The sequence below is a fragment of the Paenibacillus sp. FSL K6-0108 genome, from assembly GCF_045040695.1.
In the GTDB taxonomy this organism is placed as follows: Bacteria; Bacillota; Bacilli; order Paenibacillales; family Paenibacillaceae; genus Paenibacillus; species Paenibacillus pabuli_B.
Window position 1 is genome coordinate 4721201 of record NZ_CP150288.1, and the last position, 17099, is coordinate 4738299.

The following is a 17099-nucleotide window of genomic DNA, read 5'->3' on the forward strand; positions in this document are numbered from 1 at the left end:
CCTGAATACCTGGTTACTTATCTGATGCTGCTTGTTCTGCATAGGAATTATCAACAATCGTTTGAGAATCCACCCGCTGTTTCAATTCTCCCGCAGCACTCATGACATCCAGCAAGTTATTCCATTCTTCTTCATCAATGATTGGATCGGTTGCATATGTGCCCTGTTCCTTGTAACGGTCCACACTGCTTATCAGGATGGCTGGATCGATATCTTTAAAATAAGGTTTGATGACTTCAGCAATTTCTTCAGCGGTGTGCGAGTCCACCCAAGCTTGTGCTTTGTGCAAGCCGTTTGTAAACTTCTGTACAATATCTTTGTTGTCGTTGATATAACTTTGTTTGGTCATGAAGACCGTATAAGGCAGATGGCCACTTTCCGTTCCAAATGATGCTACGACCTTACCACGACCCTCTTTCTCGAAAATGGACGCCTGAGGCTCAAACAGCTGCACATAATCCCCCGTACCTGAAGCAAATGCAGAAGCGATGTTGGCAAAATCCACATTCTGAATCAATTCCAGATCATTCTGCGGATCAATGCCATGTTTTTTTAGCGTGAATTCGCCTGCCATTTGGGGCATGCCGCCTTTTCTTTGTCCAAGGAATGTACTCTGTTTCAGTTGCTCCCAATTAAATTCACCTTCGGGATCGCGGGCAAAGAGAAACGTTCCGTCCGTCTGTGTAAGTTGTGCAAAGTTAATGACCGGATCTTCTGCTCCTTGTTGATAGACATAAATTGACGTCTCTGCTCCGACCAATGCGATGTCAACTGATCCTGCAAGCAACGCTGCCATTGTTTTGTCTCCGCCAGCCGTTGTCTGAATGTCCACTTCAAGCCCCTGCTCCTCAAAAAAACCTTGGGCCACAGCCACATACTCTGGTGCGTAAAATACAGAACGTGTGACCTCACCTATCGTAATTTTGGTCTCATCCTTATCTTTATTGCAGCTGGTGAGAGCTACGATGATAATGAGCAAAATGACGATGGCCCGGATGAACCAGGGCGTGTATTTCATGATATTTCCCTCCTTCACTGGTCTCAGCTGTTTTCTCTACTATGGATATGCTGATGCCCAGCAAAAGGTTAAGAACTTGCATGCAAAAGAAGAGCCGGGCAATCCTGCCCCGCTCTTCAAGAATTGGATCTGATATTCATTGCTGTCCTACAGCTTGTAAATCTCTGCATATTTCGCTTCCAGATAATCGGCCAAATAGTCCGGATTCAGCTCTTCACCCGTTACGGCCACAATCAGTTCGGAAGGTGTACGGCTTTTGCCGTAACGATAAATTTTGTCAGTCAACCATTCCTTGATGGGAATCAGGTTACCTTCGGTAATATAGGTATCGAACTCCGGCATTTCTTTGCGCAGTGTATGTAAAATCTGTGCTGCATACATGTTGCCGAGCGAGTATGATGCAAAGTAACCAAAGTCACCACCCGACCAGTGAACATCCTGAAGCACACCCATACCATCATTCGGCGGCACAACGCCAAGATACTCCTTGTATTTAGCATTCCAGGTCTCTGGCAGGTCCTTGACTTCCAGACCTTCGTTAAACAGCATTTTCTCAATTTCATAACGGATGATGATGTGCAGATTGTATGTCAGTTCATCGGCTTCAATCCGGATCAGAGAGCTTTCAACCCGGTTAATTGCCCGGTAAAAGTCTTCCAGCTCAACCTCGTTTAATTGAGGGAAATGTTGTTGCAGATCTTTGTAATAGCGCGTCCAGAATGGAAGACTGCGTCCAATCATATTTTCCCATAGGCGAGACTGGGATTCATGAATCCCCATGGACGTTCCTTCGGCAAGAAGGGTACCCGCGAGACTGTCGTCAATATTTTGCTCATACAGGGCGTGTCCACCTTCGTGCAGGGAACTGAAAACCGCACTCGTCACATCATCCTGCAAATAGTTCGTCGTAATCCGCACATCACCTGGATTCAGGCCTGTTGCAAACGGGTGAACACTCTCATCCAGTCTTCCGGCTTCAAAGTCATAACCCATTTGTCCCAGAATAAACAAGCTGAATTTTTCCTGTTGACCCTTGTCAAACAGCTGGTTCAGGAACTCCGTGTTCGGCTTGTTGGCCGACGCGTTGATTTTTTCTTGCAGGGGCACCAGACGGGCTTTAAGACGTGCAAATACGGCATCCACCTTGTCTACCGTCAGATCTGGCTCATACATGTCCAGAAGAGTATCATAACGAGTGTCTTTTACACCCCAGTAGTCAATGAACTCTTGTTTGAGCTTCACAATATCAGTGAGGTAGGGTGAGAAACCTGCAAAATCGCTATTATGCTTGGCATCTTCCCAAGCCGTTTCTGATTTGGCGGTGAGTACGGTATAAGCTTGAACTTTTTCCGGTGGTACGGACTGACTGCGATTATATTCTTTCTGGCAATCTTCCACCTGACGTCGGTCAATATCGTCCAGCTGTTCCAGCACCGCTGGACTTGTTAATGTATCCAGGCAGGATTTCATATCAGCCGAGGTTTGTAGTTTGAATGCTTCAGTCGAAAGCATGCCAAGTGTTTCCGAACGTGTCGGTACACCTTTTTTGGGCGCGCCTGTGCGCAGATCCCAGTGAAGCAAACCAATGGCTTCATGATAACTCTTGATTTTACGAGCCAGATTACGGAAGGATTCTAGCTGTTGTTGTGTTTGTTGGTCCATTGTCAATGTTCACCTCTTCAAAAAAATGTGGATTCCCTATTGATGATACTTTTTGCAATGCGTATAATCAACTTTTGACAGATGCAATTTGAAGTATTCTTTTCAAAAGGAGAATATTTTGAGCTGCTGAGCGTGATATAATAAAAAACCAAAGGGCGTAGGACAAGCTGCATTTGATGCAAGTGGCCGTGCTCATCGTATTGAATAACAGGAGGCAATGGACATGAACAACATTCAAGAGATTCTGACTTACAACAAATCATTTGTCGAAACTAAAGAATACGAAAAGTATACGGCTGGCAAGTTTCCAACCAAAAAGATGGTCATTATCACTTGTATGGATACTCGTCTGGTTGAAATGCTGCCTAAAGCCATGAACCTGAAAAATGGCGATGTCAAAATTATTAAAAACGCTGGCGCAATCATCTCTCAACCTTTCGGGTCTGTCATGCGTAGTGTTCTCGTAGCCATCTATGAGCTGGGTGCCGATGAGGTACTGGTTGTTGGACATACGGAATGCGGTATGGCTTCTCTGCACGCGGAGACCATGATTGGACATATGGTCGAGCGGGGTGTATCCGAGGAAGTCATGAGCACACTGGAGAACTCGGGCATACGTTTACAAAAGTGGTTGCGCGGGTTTGACAGCGTTGAAGAAGGGGTAAAACATACTGTGGAAGTGATCAAGAAACATCCATTGCTTCCACCTACTGTACCCGTTCACGGCATGGTCATCGACTCTTACACGGGTGAACTTGATCTTGTCAAAGATGGGTATGAGCAATAGACATCTCTCTAAATGGTTTTGGGTGCGGACCTCAGGGTCCGCACTCTTTTTTTGTCTAAATTGAGGCAGTTGTTCTGTCAGGTTGTCAAACCATACAGTTTCAGTGTACACTTTTATGAAAGCGGTCAATGAGAACAATTTGCGTTGTTTTTGCTGGCCCAGCCCTAATATTAAGGAGACATGTGCATGAACATACTTTCCTACGGATTGCTCGGGCTTCTTACCCGCGAGGAGTCATCCGGTTATGATCTAATGCTGAGAATCCAGCCACATTGGCAGGCCAAACACAGTCAGATCTATCCCCTCCTCTCCAAAATGGAAAACGATGAGCTTTTAGCCTCCCGCTGGGTGCAACAGTCTGACAAACCGGACAAAAAAATGTATGCAGTCACGGAGAAAGGTATTGAGAAACTGCTGGAATGGATGATCACTCCCGTTACCGCACCGGTTACGCGTGACGAGTTCAATTTGCGTATTTTATGTGTCGGCATTGCGGAAGATGGTAGCATGAGACGCATTCTGAATGAGCGCAAAAACTGGTTTATGGAACGCATCCGTTATTTCGAAGATTTGAAGTCCCGTATCCCTCAGGATAATTTGCGAGTAGGCAGTCGGGAATTCGGAAGTTACATTTTGGTACAAAAAGGGTTGATGAACGCACAAACGGGCATTGAATGGTGTAACTGGGTAACCCAACTTCTCGATGGCCAAGCGGCCATTCAGGACCCTTGTCCAAGTATTTCAGAAAATTAAAAAAAATTTGAAACGTTCCTGCAAGATGACCGTATTACCTGAGTAAGGCCCATTTTTGGGGTATTCAAACAAATTAATCGGGGGGTTACGATCTTTACAATGAAGAAAAAATTCGGAATTAAACATCTCATGATGGTTTTCATGGCCTTTACATTGCTGTTTGCAACAGTTGGAGTCGCGAATCCAGATTCTGCTGACGCCAGACGTGGTGGCGGTTTCAAATCGGGAACAAAAAGCTATACCAACACACCTAAGAAATCCGATTCCAATAGTAATGTAAGCAAATCGAATACGAATAACAACTCCAGCAATGGAGCAGCTACAACGAACCGCGGCGGATTCTTCGGCGGTGGCGGTGGATTCATGAAAGGTATGATGCTGGGTGGTCTTGCCGGTATGATGTTCGGCGGATTGTTCGGTGGCATGGGCGCTCTGGGTAACATTCTTGGATTGCTCGTAAACGTGGCTGCAATTATGCTGATCGTGATGCTCGCAATGGCCCTGTTCAGAGCCATTACGAATCGTCGTAAACCAGCAGCAGATGGTCGTTATGACCGCCGTAATGATCGTGATGATGATGACCGTAACAGAAACGGACGGTACTAATCTCTATGGTTCTGAGCATGGATGAAATTGTCAACGCGATATGTATTCACATGGCTGAACGCAAGGGTGTTCGCCCAACCGATGTCAATGTGGAACTGAGCTGGGAAGAGGATACGGGATATTCCGCTGAAGTCTGGATTCAAGGCCGCAGTCAGTATCTGGTCGAATCGAACATGATTGAAGCAATCCTTCGCTACCTGCACAGTGAATACGATATTCGGGCTTACCGTGAGAATGTTCGACTGGATCTGGATGAAGAGATCACAGCGATTGTGAATCAATAAATGAATAACGAATAATCCATTTGCGAATGGAATGTAAAAAGGACCGTCTCCATGATGTCATTGACATGATTGGGGACGGTCCTTTTGTGTTACTGGGAAAGATAATGCCTTCGCTCTACCTTCCCCAGATTCTGACTGCAATCCTATGGCTATTTCAATTTCACCAGACTGTAGTTTTTCTTGCCTTTGCGGATAATGATGAATTTACCACCGATGGCATGCTCTGCAGAAACCGTGAATTCCAGCTCCGTCACTTTCTCACCGTTCATGGAAATAGCCCCTTTGGTAACATCCTCACGTGCCTGACGTTTGGATGGCTCCAGGCCAAGATCTACAAGCCAGTCTACAATATTTTTCGCTTCACCATCGGTTTCGAAGGTCGGCATTTCTTTAAAACCCTGCTCAATTTCGTCCGCCGTAAGGGAACGAATATCTCCGCTGAACAGTGCTGCGGTAATGCGTTTCGCCTGCTCCAGCATATCGTCGCCATGAACGAATTTCGTCATTTCTTCAGCGAGTGCCTTTTGTGCTTCACGCTTGTGCGGCTCCGTTTCTACCTTAACAGCCAAAGCTTCTATCTCTTCTTTGCTTAGGAACGTGAAGTATTTCAGGTATTTGATTACATCACGGTCATCCGTATTCGCCCAGAACTGGTAGAATTCGAATGGAGTTGTCTTATTCGCATCAAGCCAGATGGACCCGCCTGCGGACTTACCGAATTTCGTTCCGTCGGATTTGAGCATAAGCGGGATTGTCAGACCGTAAGCTTTAGCTTCTGGCCCTTCTTTTTTACGGATCAGGTCCAGACCGCTTGTAATGTTGCCCCATTGATCTGAACCGCCGATTTGCAGCTGTACATCCTCATGTTGGAACAGATGCAGGTAGTCAAGTGATTGCAGAATTTGGTAGGAAAACTCGGTAAACGAAATTCCGTCTTCCAGTCTGCTTGCAACCACATCTTTGGCCAGCATTGTGTTAAGGTTAAAGTTTTTACCGTAGTCCCGCAAAAATTCAATCACATTGATTTTGTGTGTCCAGTCGTAGTTGTTGACCATACGCACCTGATTATCGCCATCCGTTACGAAAAGCTTTTTCATTTGTGCAGTCAGAGCGTCCACATTCGCCTGTACCTCTTCCAATGTTTGCAGAGAACGTTCCGATTGACGACCACTTGGATCACCAATAGTACCTGTTGCCCCACCAATCAGAATGACCGGACGGTGGCCAGCGAGTTGGAAACGTTTCAGCATCATGAACGGAATCAAATGTCCGATGTGCATGCTGTCTCCTGTAGGGTCAACCCCGCAGTACAAGGAAACCGACGTCGTCTCGGTCAGCTCACGCAGACCCTCCGCATCCGTCTGTTGGTTAATGGCGTCGCGCCATTCCAGTTCATCAATAATATTCAAAACAAACAACCCCTTCTCTATGCATTGGTATTAGGCCATGATTTACGTGAATTCATCAAGAGCTAAGCAGGGTGCGACTTTTTTTTGGACACAAAAAAATCGCCGCCTTGTCTTCAATAGACATAGGGACGATTATCATAACCGTGGTACCACCCAACTTGCACAGACAACAGCTTACACGCTGTCCATACCGCTTTCGGCAAAATAACGTTTGCCATTCCGCTTGGCATTACCCAAGTACTCCAGAGTGTAATTCGCAGCCCTTGTATGTATCAGGTTCCATCAACCCCTGACTTTCTGTAACAGGGACAAAGCCGCTACTGCGCTCTATCAACGTAATTCATGTATTCAATTTATAGCCAGTATAGCCGAACGTTAATATCATTGCAAGGGCAAGAATTTAATCTTCAGATAGAACAAGAGATGAGTCCTGTGCCAAAGTTTATAAAGACATCATGTTCAACTTTTCATGATAATATGCATAAGCCTTTTCTGCAATCTGATCTTCATTGTTCCAGAATTGCTGATCCAGTATATCCAGCTTGCGCTCCTCCTCTGTTGTTAGAAACTTAGGAATATCCCACAGCCCATTAAGTCTTTCATCCTCTTCCAAATGCTCAATGCAGCCGTATGCTGACTTTATGATGTCCAACACTTGAGGCGCACCAATGACATGTAATGCCCGCAGCGCGTATAGGTATGCCTCTTCTCCCCAGTTGCAGAAAAATTGAACAAAACCACCGTTAAACACATCCGTCTCTAAAAGCCATAAAGCAGCAATTTCCTGCTCATTCGCTGTTAGCGCAGCCCACCCCTGAGCGGATTCATTCTTTTTCCCTACAAAGGTTAAAGCATACTCATACCACACTTCATTGATATCCTGTTCACTCACACAATCACCTCTTCTTCCTCGGTTCCATCTTCTCAAGCTCCTGCCGTTTACCCATCTGATGCCAATGTAAATAGGGATCACCGATCTGTTGGAAAGCTTTCTCAACACTTTGCACCAGTTCTTGCGTCACTTCGTTCGTGTAATTCAAATGTGTCTGTTTATTATCCACACCGTGACGTTCCAGCAACTCCACATGCGCCGCCGTAAAAATGATATCCTCGAGCAGCCAGTAGATTACTTCTTCCGTCTGCTTCATTCTTTTTTCCAGCATGACCATGCCACGCTCGTATATACGAACTATATATGTATCCTTTTCACTCTCTACATATGGAACACCCTCCCATTTAAAACTTTCAAATAAGCGGTTAACATATTTCCCCATCTGTTCCCTGCTGAAGGATGTCCGTTCAAGCAACTGTAAAAGTTTTTTTGCAATCTCTGGTTTGCTTCGTATGTTGGCCATAAAATCTCCTTTTGAAATGATAATGAAGAAGCTGCCCAGGCAGCCTCTTCACAACCTTTTAAATATCAGGTTCCACAGAACGTCTGATAAGAGGTATTGCATTGTGCGGGCAGCTCCGCGTACTCAGCCTGTTCGGGAGAATGTGCAAACGGTTTGGAAAGAACATCAAGAAGTTTATCCATTACACTAAGATCCCCGTGATTTTCCGCTCGGTCCAGTGCTTCTTCCACCCGATGATTACGAGGAATCACCGCCGGGTTGTTAGATTTCATCAATTGCTGTGATTCTTCTTTCCCTTCCTGTTGTCTGCTCAATCTTGCCTGGCGACGCTCATTCCACTGCTCAAACTCTGGAGTATCCACCATCGGTGATCCCTTGAGCGGTGTGTCAAAGGTCAGTGCTAGGAAGGTATTCGTATAATCCGCGCCATGCTTCTCCATCAGCTCCAGAAGATCTCTGATTAGCGTTTCATCCTCAACCTCTTCATTAAACAAACCCAGCTTACTCCGCATTCCGGAGAGCCAGTGGTGGTGATATAATTCAGAGAATTGTGAGATGGCGTCCTGAGCAATTTGTACGGCCTGTTCTTCATCCTCATGCAGCAAAGGCAGAAGCGTCTCGGCAAACCGAGCCAGATTCCATCCGCCAATATACGGTTGATTTCCATAGGCATACCGACCTTGTGTATCAATAGAGCTAAATACCGTCGCTGGATTGTAGGCATCCATAAACGCACAGGGCCCATAATCAATCGTCTCACCACTAATAGCCATATTATCCGTATTCATCACGCCATGAATAAAACCAACCTGCTGCCACTTCGCAATAAGAGCCGCCTGCCTTTGAATCACTTTCTGAAGCAAAAGAAGATAACGGTTATCTGCTGAGGCAATCTCGGAAAAATGCCGTTCTATTGTATAATCAGCCAATGCTCGGAGATCAGCCTTTGATGCACCACTGGCTGCGTATTGGAAGGTTGCTACACGCAAATGGCTTGAGGCCACTCGTGTCAGGATTGCACCCGGCCGTTCAGTTTCTCGTATAATGCTTTCTCCCGTAGAAACCACTGCCAGACTTCGCGTTGTAGGAATGCCGAGTGCATGCATCGCTTCACTGATAATGTATTCACGCAGCATGGGCCCGACAGCAGCACGTCCATCACCTGCACGGGAGTAGGGCGTTCTCCCCGAACCTTTCAGTTGGATATCCATCCGCTCGCCTTGTGGCGTGATCTGTTCTCCCAGCAGCAAAGCCCGTCCATCACCGAGCATGTTAAAGTTACCGAACTGATGACCTGCATATGCCTGAGCGAGAGGCTCGGCACCTTCCGGAATGTGGTTGCCTGCAAAAACTTCTGCACCTTCATCACTGTTAAGAGCCTCCGCATTCAGACCAAGGCTGGCTGCAAGCAGCGTATTAAAGATAATCATCTTAGGGGATTGAACTGGCTCCGCTCCCTGACTCGTAAAAAAGGTCTGTGGCAATCGTGCATAACTGTTGTCGAAATGCCATCCTTGTATTCGTGTATCTTGTTGCATGTGATCACAACTCCTTTTCTGTAACTAAGCGATATCAGAATATCCCTTCGTTTTATTTTAGCCTTGTGAACCAATGCTCATTTATGTAGTCGCATGGAAATTCAACGGAAGGAACATGTAACAATGTTCATGATGAAACTTTAGCATATTTATACCCCTTTTGCATTCATCCTGCTGTAACTTTCATACACGGGGCACCGTTTAGAGTTTAAGGGGGGGATCAGACTGAGAAAATATATCTATGTAATTAGCTGTATAACGCTTTTGTTTATGAGCCTTACCGGTTGTTCAGTGGACAACATACAAAAAAAGGGAGATCAGGTTATCGTTCAACAACCGGTTGAGAACTCCAATCAATACACCCTATATAGAAAAATTACCGATCCAGCACAAGTGCATGCCATTAGGAGCATCACCCGCTCCATTCGATCCAATAATACTATTTAAAAATACCCAAATGGTACGCTGCAGATGCTGCAGTTCAACCCAACTTAAAGACCCAAGAGGTTATTGGCGAGGGGAATCATTTCACCTCAATCCATACCATCTTGGGTCTGTTCCATTTATTCAGACTACAGGCCTGTTAAACAAAACAATCATTACGTATGTGCTTCCTGAGCCTGTACGGGCTGTACGGGCAGACTCTCTTTTTTAAATCCGAGGTTAAAGAAGATATTGAGAAGGATGGCACACAGACTGCCTGTGATAATACCATCACTAACAATTATGCGAATACTTTGAGGCAGCTGGGCAAACAGATCAGGTACAGCCGTAACGCCAAGGCCGAGCGATACCGAACAAGCAACAATTAACAGATTCGTTTGCTTGCTGAAATCCACCTGTTGAAGCATTTTAATTCCGGAAGAGACCACCATCCCAAACAGAACAACCGTCGCCCCTCCAAGTACAGCACTGGGGATAATCGTTGCGAATGCCGCAACTTTGGGGATGAGTCCGAGAAAAATCAGAATACCTCCGGCTGCAACAACCACATTGGTCGTTTTCACTTTGGAGAGCTGTACCAAACCGACATTCTGGGCGAATGTGTTGTATGGAAAAGCATTGAAGATACCTCCAAGCACAAAGGCAAGGCCTTCTGCGCGGTAACCTCGTGCCAGATCCTTTTCGTTAATCGGCTGATCACAGATTTTGCTCAAGGCCATGAACACACCTGTAGACTCGATAATAACAACCGTGCCGACAATAATCATGGTTATAATCGGACCGATCTCAAAAGTAGGCCATCCAAAGTAAAAGGGCTGGGGCAAATGGAACCAGGAGGCTTCCTGTACAGCGCTGAAATTCACCTTCCCCATAAGGGCCGCAGCGAGAGTACCCACAATAATACCGAGGAGAACTGCGAGGGATTTGACAAAACCGTGGGCATATCGATTCAACACCAGAATAAAGAGCAATACCCCAAATGAGAGAGCCAAATTGTCCAGACTGCCGAAATTTTCGCTGTTGGCTCCGCCTGCCATGTTTTTGATCCCCGTTGGAATCAGTGCCAGACCAATGATGGTCACGACTGTTCCGATCACGACGGGAGGAAACAGTTTAACAATTTTACTAAAGAAGACCGCACATATAACGATGAAAATTCCTGCTGCGATGATGGAGCCGTAAATAGCCGGGATTCCATATTGTGACCCAATCGCAATCATGGGTGTCACAGCGACAAATGAGCTTCCCAGAACCGCTGGCAAGCCAATCCCCAAATATTTACCTTTGCGTGCTTGAAGCCATGTCGCGATACCACAGGTTAACAGGTCAATCGATACCAGGTATGCCAATTGCTCTGCAGTCAGATTTAACGCTCTTCCCACAAGCAGAGGGACCAAAATGGCTCCGGCATACATCGCCAATACGTGCTGAATTCCCAGTGAAAAAACCTTCATTTTCTTAGTTTCACTCATCCCTACATGCCCCCTGTAAATTAGAATCACTTTACCGCTGCAAATCATGTTATGTTGATTCACATTATATAAACATTCAGGAAAAGTTCCATGATTCATAACATACAATTGTTTCAAGTTATAAAGAAAACTCATTATATTGGGCGCTTTGTACAAAAAGAATGAGCAGACCTTCTCTATTTGTTATATTATCTGACATATAAAATTCCAAGTCACTTTCACATCTCCAGACTCTCTCCCAAATCAAAAACATAAAAAGGCCAGCCAGAAAACTCTGACTAACCTGATCAATTGGAAGTCACCAGCATGGCGACTTCTTTTGCATAATTTGTTATAAGATGCGCAGACTCAGATCGGATAATCGACCACGATCACATTTTCCACCCATTCATTCAGGGAAGCTACAAAAGCCTGATGAGCAGGATGGGGGCCATAAGCGCGCAGCGCTTCCTGATCTTCAAACGTAACCCTCAAACCAAGCGTGAAACCTTGAATATGATTCGTTTCCTCTGTTACATTAATCCCTGCGGTGAGATCCACAATTCCAGGAATCTGTTCCTGTAACGCGAGCAATTGAGCCACCAATTCCTGCTGTTTGACCGGAGTGATTGTATCATTCAATTTGAATACGACCAAATGTTCATACATTATCTTCTCATCCTCATTTCTTTAACAAGATATTTAGCTTTTTAATACTCTGCTGCGAACATGATTCAGCAGCTTCTGAAGCCAGATCATATCACTTTGGATCGAGTGGTAAGCATGATCTCGCATCAACAATAATGCATCTTTCAGATCCTCCTGAACATCAAGCTCCTTGGGTCTATGAAAATCAATATATTGCAGCCTCTTGTTCATCTTCTCAATAATATCCTCAATTAAGTAAGCAATCTTCTGATTATCGACCTTATCCAAATGGACCAACGCAGCGTATAGGGACTGCACGTTTGTAAACTTCTGGAACACCTTGTATATGCTCTCTTCCAGGGACTGACGGCCCTTTTCGGTGATTCCATAAGTCGTTTTGTCCGGTCGATTGTCACTCTGGATGGTTTCTACCTTCTCGATAAGCCCCTTCTTCAGCAACACTTCAAAATTATAATAAATGGTGCCTTCGGTAATCTTGGCATCCGTTTGATCCAAATGTTTACCAATTCGTTTCTTAATATCATAGGGATAACAATTCCCCTCACTTAGTGCACCGAGTATAAATATTTGAATCGACATTGTGACTGCCCCCATTCTGCTCATCCAAGGGTACAGCTTCTTCGTCATCGCCTACCCTTACAACTTCTATTTTATATCATAACGGGCTGTTGTACAGGCTCCTGTGTCATATCGGTCTCTTTCGCTTTTTTGAAATGATGAATGGCTGTATTGATAACAAAGGCCCCCACGCCCACAAGCGCCAATCCGACCGCATATTGAACCGTCTTCCCTCCGCCGAAGAGAATATTATAATCCAGATGTGTTGAATAGAACATTGGTGTGATCTGACTCACGAATTTGAAATAACCTGGCATCATCTCCGGTGACATGGACGTCCCGTTCGCAATGGATTGGCTTAGTACAAATATCATGTTGATCAGCATTCCACCTTGACCAAGAAGCATGATAAAGATACTTGTGAACTCAATCGACACAAACAGCTGCAAACTGTGTATCATCCACATTTTCAAAAACACTTCAACTCCATACCCCTGCACCATAAAATAAATGCCGATCCCTACAAGTGGAGCAAGGATGGAAACAAGCAGGTTTGTACCTCGCATTGCAAAGAATGCTCTCCATTTTCCCATCTCTCCTTGCAGCTGCTTCATTCCGCCAATGCTTTGCATCGCGTAGATCATGGCTCCAACATAGAGCGCCATGGTGATAAACATCGGTGCCATCTGATTTTGCATGCCTGCTGGCTGCGGGTTGCTCATAACGATGTCGGATGATACTTTGGCCATGGTGGATTCCACAATCTGCTTCGATTGCTCCTCTGGAACTTGCATACTGCTCAGTACTCCTTCGAAGCTCTGTGCCTGAATCTGAGCGCTCATCTGCGCAGTGATTTCAGCAGCTACATTTTTCATGGAACTAGTAATCGTTGTTGGGTTCGACTCATTAATCAGGTACTGCAGTTGAGCTTTACCGCCTTGTTCAGACAGTTTCTCCGTAAAATCACCCGGTATACGTATGATCATATGAATATCGCGGTCTTCAAGCCCTATCTTCGCCTGTTCCAATGATTCATTGGTTACTACCGAAAATGGCAGTTGTTTTTGCAATTTTTGTACAAATTCAGTACCGGACTGCTGGTCCTCGTTGACAATGGCAACGGTAAGATTGGTTACATTTTTGGGGATTGCACTGTACCCAGACATGAAAACGGTCAACATTACAATTTGGTAAAAAACAATCATAAATATGCCTGCTTTAACTCCGCTATGCTTCAGTATATTCTTCACTCTTACTCCACCTTGTTGTTTTGATTTAAACTACTTGAATTAAAGTACTCTTGTTTGTTATATTTGTCAATGAGACCAACAAAGGAGGCGAAATGAATGACGAAGAGCTCTATTATTTCTCTGTCTGAAATCACGAATTTTCAATCGAAAGAAGAAGAATTCAGTCCCTACCGTTGGTATCACAGCATGCTGAATCAGGAACCTGTCATCTACAATGAAGAGACCGATTCCTGGCATGTATTCAGGTACGAACTTGTCAAAACTGTGCTTAATGATCATGAGCACTTCTCCAGCGTGAGAAAAAGATCAATTGTAAACGTGGGATATTCAAATGAAGAAGGTGCGGACAGCGAGCATCACATTCCGGACAAGCTGGATATCCACAACGTAGATCCTCCGGAACATCGCAAGCGAAGATCATTGCTGGCGAGTGCATTTACACCCAGAAGTCTCAAGCTCTGGGAACCAAGAATTGAGGCAGTCGCAGAAGAGCTGATCAGAGAATTCAAACACCAATCGGAAGTGGACATCGTTGAAGCGTATACGAGCATGTTTCCTGTTATTATCATGTCTGACCTGCTCGGCATTCCTTCCAAAGACCGCCATTTGTTCAAGGACTGGGTTGATACCTTATTTATGCCGACTACCGATGCTACTTTTGATCAAATTAACCAGATGAAAAAGATTGCCGGAGAAGAATATTTCAAGTACTTGTACCCCTTCGTTGTTTCCAAAAGATCCAATCTGGGAGAAGATATCATCTCAGATCTAATCCAGGTTGAGGTGGATGGAGAACACTTCACCGATGAAGAGATTGTGCGAACCACCATGTTTATTTTGGGCGCAGGTATAGAAACAACAAGCAACTTGTTGGCCAACTCGTTCTATGCTCTTCTGTATGACCAACCGGAATTGTATGCCGAACTCAGGGATAACCTCGAGCTTGTCCCCGCCGCGGTAGAAGAAATGCTGAGATATCGCTTTCATATCAGCAAAATGGACCGCATGGTCAAAGAGGATAACGATCTGCTTGGGGTGAAGCTAAAAAAGGGAGACGCCATTGTCGCGTGGATGAGTGCAGCCAATATGGATGAAAACATGTTCGAAGATCCGTTCACCTTGAATATTCATCGAACAAACAATAATAAACAGCTTGCGTTTGGTTTTGGTACTCATTTCTGTTTGGGTGCTCCTCTAGCCCGTCTGGAGGGTAAAATTGTACTGACCACCTTCCTAAAAACGTTTAGCAAAATTGAACCCGTGGCCGGATTCAATCTGGAGGATAACCTGACTGCTTCTGCGGCTGGACAGTCTTTAACAAGCCTTCCGCTGAAGCTGTATACCGTCTAGAAGAAGTTCGGCATTTCCGCCATAAATGCTAAATTAAACCAAAATACTCGTCTCCCCTTAGTAAGGGGCAGTCGGTATTTTGGTTTTTTATATATTTGAACAAATCAGAGCGAGCAATATCGTCCAAGAAACTCCCTTCTTTTCATATTATAATGACAATTAACTTACCAGAAAGAAGGTGCATCAGGTGACTCGCGAAGTGAGAACCGTTGTATTCGATACCGATCTACAACTTGAAGCCTATCAATTCGAAGGTATTATGCAGAAATTCCCCAATCATTTTCATGACTATTACGTCATTGGATTTATTGAGAAAGGCAAGCGCCATCTCGTATGTAATAACGAAGAATATATTCTGAACACGGGAGACATGATTATTTTTAACCCCCATGATCCCCATGCCTGCGAACAGGTGGACGGCAGCACCCTGGATTATCGCTGCATCAACATTCAGCCTGAAATCATGCGCCATTATGTACAGGAAATTACCGGACAAGGTTACTTGCCACGGTTTACTTCCCCTGTTCTCTATCAAAGCGAACATGTCGCTTCATTACATGAGCTGCATCAGATGATTTTGGAAGAGCAAGCCGACTTTCACAAAGAAGAACTGCTGCTCTTTCTGCTGGAACAGCTGTTGAGAGAATATGCGGATGCCAAACCGCCCGTTTCCGCCCAGGACGTCACCATCGAGATCAGACGCATATGCGAGTACATAGAGAGTCATTATATGGCGAGCATTACGCTGAACCACTTAGTCGAATTAACAGGGCTGAGCAAATACCATCTGTTGCGTTTATTCACTCGTCAAAAAGGAATATCTCCCTACCGTTACCTGGAAACGCTTCGCATCAATCAGGCCAAACGGCTATTGGAACAAGGCCAGCTCCCGATTGAGGTCGCCGCGCAGACCGGTTTCAGTGACCAAAGTCATTTTACAAACTTTTTCAAAAAACTGATCGGCCTGACACCCAAGCAATATAGACGCATCTTCAACCATGAAGTGGATTCAATACGTACTGCGGATAAGCAGTCATGACAGGTCAAAACAAAATTTCCACTGGACACCTGCTGGCCTTACTTACGATCCTGATCTGGGGAACAACATTTATATCCACCAAGATGCTGTTGATTGATTTCACCCCGGTGGAGATTCTCTTTTTCCGTTTCGTGATCGGCTATGTGGTGCTATTCCTGATTTATCCGCGTTTGATGCGAATTACCTCATTCAGAGAAGAAATGCTGTTTATCGGGGCCGGGTTATGCGGGGTTACGTTATATTTTCTCATTGAGAATATTGCACTGGTATACACCCTGGCTTCCAATGTAGGTGTTATTGTTTCAATTGCCCCTTTCTTTACCGCAGTCCTTGCACATTTCTTCCTGGATGGAGAGAGATTGCACAAGCGGTTTATCGTGGGCTTCGCCATTGCCTTGACTGGCATTATCCTTATTGGATTCAACGGCAGTTTCATTCTGCAACTGAATCCGCTGGGGGATCTGCTCGCTTTCGTGGCACCTGCTGTGTGGGCGGTCTACTCTGTACTCATGCGCAAAATAGGTGAACTCTCCTATCACACTATCGGGGCTACTCGTAAAGTGTTTTTTTATGGCCTAGTATTCATGCTGCCAGCCCTGTTCCTGTTTGAAATTCAATTTGATCTTACGCGCTTCGCCAACACGGCCAATCTCATGAACCTGCTCTTTCTTGGACTGGGTGCCTCGGCCTTATGTTTTGTAACCTGGAACCGCGCAGTTAGTCTGCTGGGAGCCGTCAAAGCAAGTGTGTACATTTACCTGGTACCTGTCATTACTGTTGTCGCTTCTGCACTGATTCTGCATGAGCGGATTACCTGGATTACGCTGCTCGGGGCTCTGTTAACGTTGATCGGATCATTCATTTCAGAGAAAAAAGTACAAAGAAAAGACTACCGTAATACGTTCCCAGAACTTCAATAGTATTTG

The 17099-nt window shown here is 45.1% G+C and carries 17 protein-coding genes and 1 other annotated feature; of the genes, 7 read left to right on the plus strand and 10 right to left on the minus strand.

Annotated features, from left to right (window positions below; genetic code table 11):
- Positions 1 to 13: 13 nt before the first annotated feature.
- Entirely contained in the window at positions 14 to 1018 is a 1005-nt protein-coding gene (locus MHB49_RS21305; protein WP_247898060.1) for an ABC transporter substrate-binding protein, read from the minus strand.
- A 147-nt stretch (positions 1019 to 1165) separates the two neighbouring features.
- A complete protein-coding gene (locus tag MHB49_RS21310; RefSeq protein WP_247898061.1) occupies positions 1166 to 2680 on the minus strand; it encodes a carboxypeptidase M32 in 1515 nt (504 codons plus the stop codon).
- 223 nt (positions 2681 to 2903) lie between these two features.
- Here MHB49_RS21310 and MHB49_RS21315 point away from each other — a divergent pair, with 223 nt between their 5' ends.
- From MHB49_RS21315 to MHB49_RS21330, 4 genes are all read left to right on the plus strand, one after another.
- Positions 2904 to 3467 (plus strand): beta-class carbonic anhydrase, encoded by a 564-nt coding sequence (locus MHB49_RS21315; protein WP_405152911.1) that lies wholly within the window; start codon positions 2904 to 2906, stop codon positions 3465 to 3467.
- 186 nt (positions 3468 to 3653) lie between these two features.
- Positions 3654 to 4220 carry a PadR family transcriptional regulator gene (locus MHB49_RS21320; protein WP_405152912.1) on the plus strand — a complete coding sequence of 189 codons (567 nt, stop codon included), beginning with the start codon at positions 3654 to 3656 and terminating at the stop codon, positions 4218 to 4220.
- 99 nt (positions 4221 to 4319) lie between these two features.
- Positions 4320 to 4826 (plus strand): hypothetical protein, encoded by a 507-nt coding sequence (locus tag MHB49_RS21325; protein ID WP_090900138.1) that lies wholly within the window; start codon positions 4320 to 4322, stop codon positions 4824 to 4826.
- 5 nt (positions 4827 to 4831) lie between these two features.
- On the plus strand, positions 4832 to 5110 hold the full coding sequence (locus MHB49_RS21330) for a YxcD family protein (protein WP_024630486.1): 279 nt from the start codon (positions 4832 to 4834) through the stop codon (positions 5108 to 5110).
- 149 nt (positions 5111 to 5259) lie between these two features.
- Here MHB49_RS21330 and tyrS read toward each other — a convergent pair whose 3' ends face one another.
- The 8 genes from tyrS to MHB49_RS21370 all read right to left on the minus strand — a co-directional run bounded on the left by tyrS (position 5260) and on the right by MHB49_RS21370 (position 13784).
- Positions 5260 to 6519, minus strand: a complete 1260-nt coding sequence (gene tyrS, locus MHB49_RS21335; RefSeq protein WP_405152913.1) for a tyrosine--tRNA ligase — start codon at positions 6517 to 6519, stop codon at positions 5260 to 5262.
- Between the two features lie 121 nt (positions 6520 to 6640).
- Positions 6641 to 6862: a binding site (T-box leader), on the minus strand.
- Between the two features lie 99 nt (positions 6863 to 6961).
- On the minus strand, positions 6962 to 7411 hold the full coding sequence (locus MHB49_RS21340) for a DUF4375 domain-containing protein (protein ID WP_247898066.1): 450 nt from the start codon (positions 7409 to 7411) through the stop codon (positions 6962 to 6964).
- A 4-nt stretch (positions 7412 to 7415) separates the two neighbouring features.
- Positions 7416 to 7874 (minus strand): Imm63 family immunity protein, encoded by a 459-nt coding sequence (locus MHB49_RS21345; RefSeq protein ID WP_405152914.1) that lies wholly within the window; start codon positions 7872 to 7874, stop codon positions 7416 to 7418.
- Between the two features lie 65 nt (positions 7875 to 7939).
- Complete coding sequence (locus MHB49_RS21350) at positions 7940 to 9412, minus strand: protein adenylyltransferase SelO (RefSeq protein ID WP_405152915.1); 1473 nt, start codon at positions 9410 to 9412, stop codon at positions 7940 to 7942.
- Positions 9413 to 10011: 599 nt separating this feature from the next.
- Positions 10012 to 11328, minus strand: a complete 1317-nt coding sequence (locus tag MHB49_RS21355; protein WP_405152916.1) for a nucleobase:cation symporter-2 family protein — start codon at positions 11326 to 11328, stop codon at positions 10012 to 10014.
- A gap of 348 nt (positions 11329 to 11676) precedes the next feature.
- Positions 11677 to 11976, minus strand: a complete 300-nt coding sequence (locus MHB49_RS21360; RefSeq protein WP_405152917.1) for a Dabb family protein — start codon at positions 11974 to 11976, stop codon at positions 11677 to 11679.
- 33 nt (positions 11977 to 12009) lie between these two features.
- Positions 12010 to 12555 (minus strand): PadR family transcriptional regulator, encoded by a 546-nt coding sequence (locus MHB49_RS21365; RefSeq protein WP_405152918.1) that lies wholly within the window; start codon positions 12553 to 12555, stop codon positions 12010 to 12012.
- Between the two features lie 71 nt (positions 12556 to 12626).
- Positions 12627 to 13784 carry a YhgE/Pip domain-containing protein gene (locus MHB49_RS21370; protein WP_405152919.1) on the minus strand — a complete coding sequence of 386 codons (1158 nt, stop codon included), beginning with the start codon at positions 13782 to 13784 and terminating at the stop codon, positions 12627 to 12629.
- A gap of 96 nt (positions 13785 to 13880) precedes the next feature.
- Between MHB49_RS21370 and MHB49_RS21375 the strand changes: the two genes are divergently transcribed.
- The 3 genes from MHB49_RS21375 to MHB49_RS21385 all read left to right on the plus strand — a co-directional run bounded on the left by MHB49_RS21375 (position 13881) and on the right by MHB49_RS21385 (position 17093).
- On the plus strand, positions 13881 to 15134 hold the full coding sequence (locus MHB49_RS21375; RefSeq protein WP_405152920.1) for a cytochrome P450: 1254 nt from the start codon (positions 13881 to 13883) through the stop codon (positions 15132 to 15134).
- Between the two features lie 187 nt (positions 15135 to 15321).
- The gene (locus MHB49_RS21380; RefSeq protein WP_405152921.1) at positions 15322 to 16173 is read left to right on the plus strand and encodes a helix-turn-helix domain-containing protein; all 852 of its coding nucleotides are present in this window, start codon (positions 15322 to 15324) and stop codon (positions 16171 to 16173) included.
- Positions 16170 to 17093: a DMT family transporter gene (locus tag MHB49_RS21385; protein WP_405152922.1), complete on the plus strand. Its 924-nt coding sequence runs from the start codon at positions 16170 to 16172 to the stop codon at positions 17091 to 17093. The genes MHB49_RS21380 and MHB49_RS21385 overlap by 4 nt, the downstream gene beginning before the upstream one ends.
- Positions 17094 to 17099: the final 6 nt, after the last annotated feature.

Coding starts and splice junctions, on each gene's coding strand:
- MHB49_RS21310 (WP_247898061.1), bottom strand. CDS start 2,680: ATGGACCAACAAACACAACAACAGCTAGAATCCTTCCGTAATCTGGCT.
- MHB49_RS21315 (WP_405152911.1), top strand. CDS start 2,904: ATGAACAACATTCAAGAGATTCTGACTTACAACAAATCATTTGTCGAA.
- MHB49_RS21330 (WP_024630486.1), top strand. CDS start 4,832: ATGGTTCTGAGCATGGATGAAATTGTCAACGCGATATGTATTCACATG.
- MHB49_RS21365 (WP_405152918.1), bottom strand. CDS start 12,555: ATGTCGATTCAAATATTTATACTCGGTGCACTAAGTGAGGGGAATTGT.
- MHB49_RS21360 (WP_405152917.1), bottom strand. CDS start 11,976: ATGTATGAACATTTGGTCGTATTCAAATTGAATGATACAATCACTCCG.
- MHB49_RS21320 (WP_405152912.1), top strand. CDS start 3,654: ATGAACATACTTTCCTACGGATTGCTCGGGCTTCTTACCCGCGAGGAG.
- MHB49_RS21385 (WP_405152922.1), top strand. CDS start 16,170: ATGACAGGTCAAAACAAAATTTCCACTGGACACCTGCTGGCCTTACTT.
- MHB49_RS21355 (WP_405152916.1), bottom strand. CDS start 11,328: ATGAGTGAAACTAAGAAAATGAAGGTTTTTTCACTGGGAATTCAGCAC.
- MHB49_RS21350 (WP_405152915.1), bottom strand. CDS start 9,412: ATGCAACAAGATACACGAATACAAGGATGGCATTTCGACAACAGTTAT.
- MHB49_RS21325 (WP_090900138.1), top strand. CDS start 4,320: ATGAAGAAAAAATTCGGAATTAAACATCTCATGATGGTTTTCATGGCC.
- MHB49_RS21375 (WP_405152920.1), top strand. CDS start 13,881: ATGACGAAGAGCTCTATTATTTCTCTGTCTGAAATCACGAATTTTCAA.
- MHB49_RS21305 (WP_247898060.1), bottom strand. CDS start 1,018: ATGAAATACACGCCCTGGTTCATCCGGGCCATCGTCATTTTGCTCATT.
- MHB49_RS21345 (WP_405152914.1), bottom strand. CDS start 7,874: ATGGCCAACATACGAAGCAAACCAGAGATTGCAAAAAAACTTTTACAG.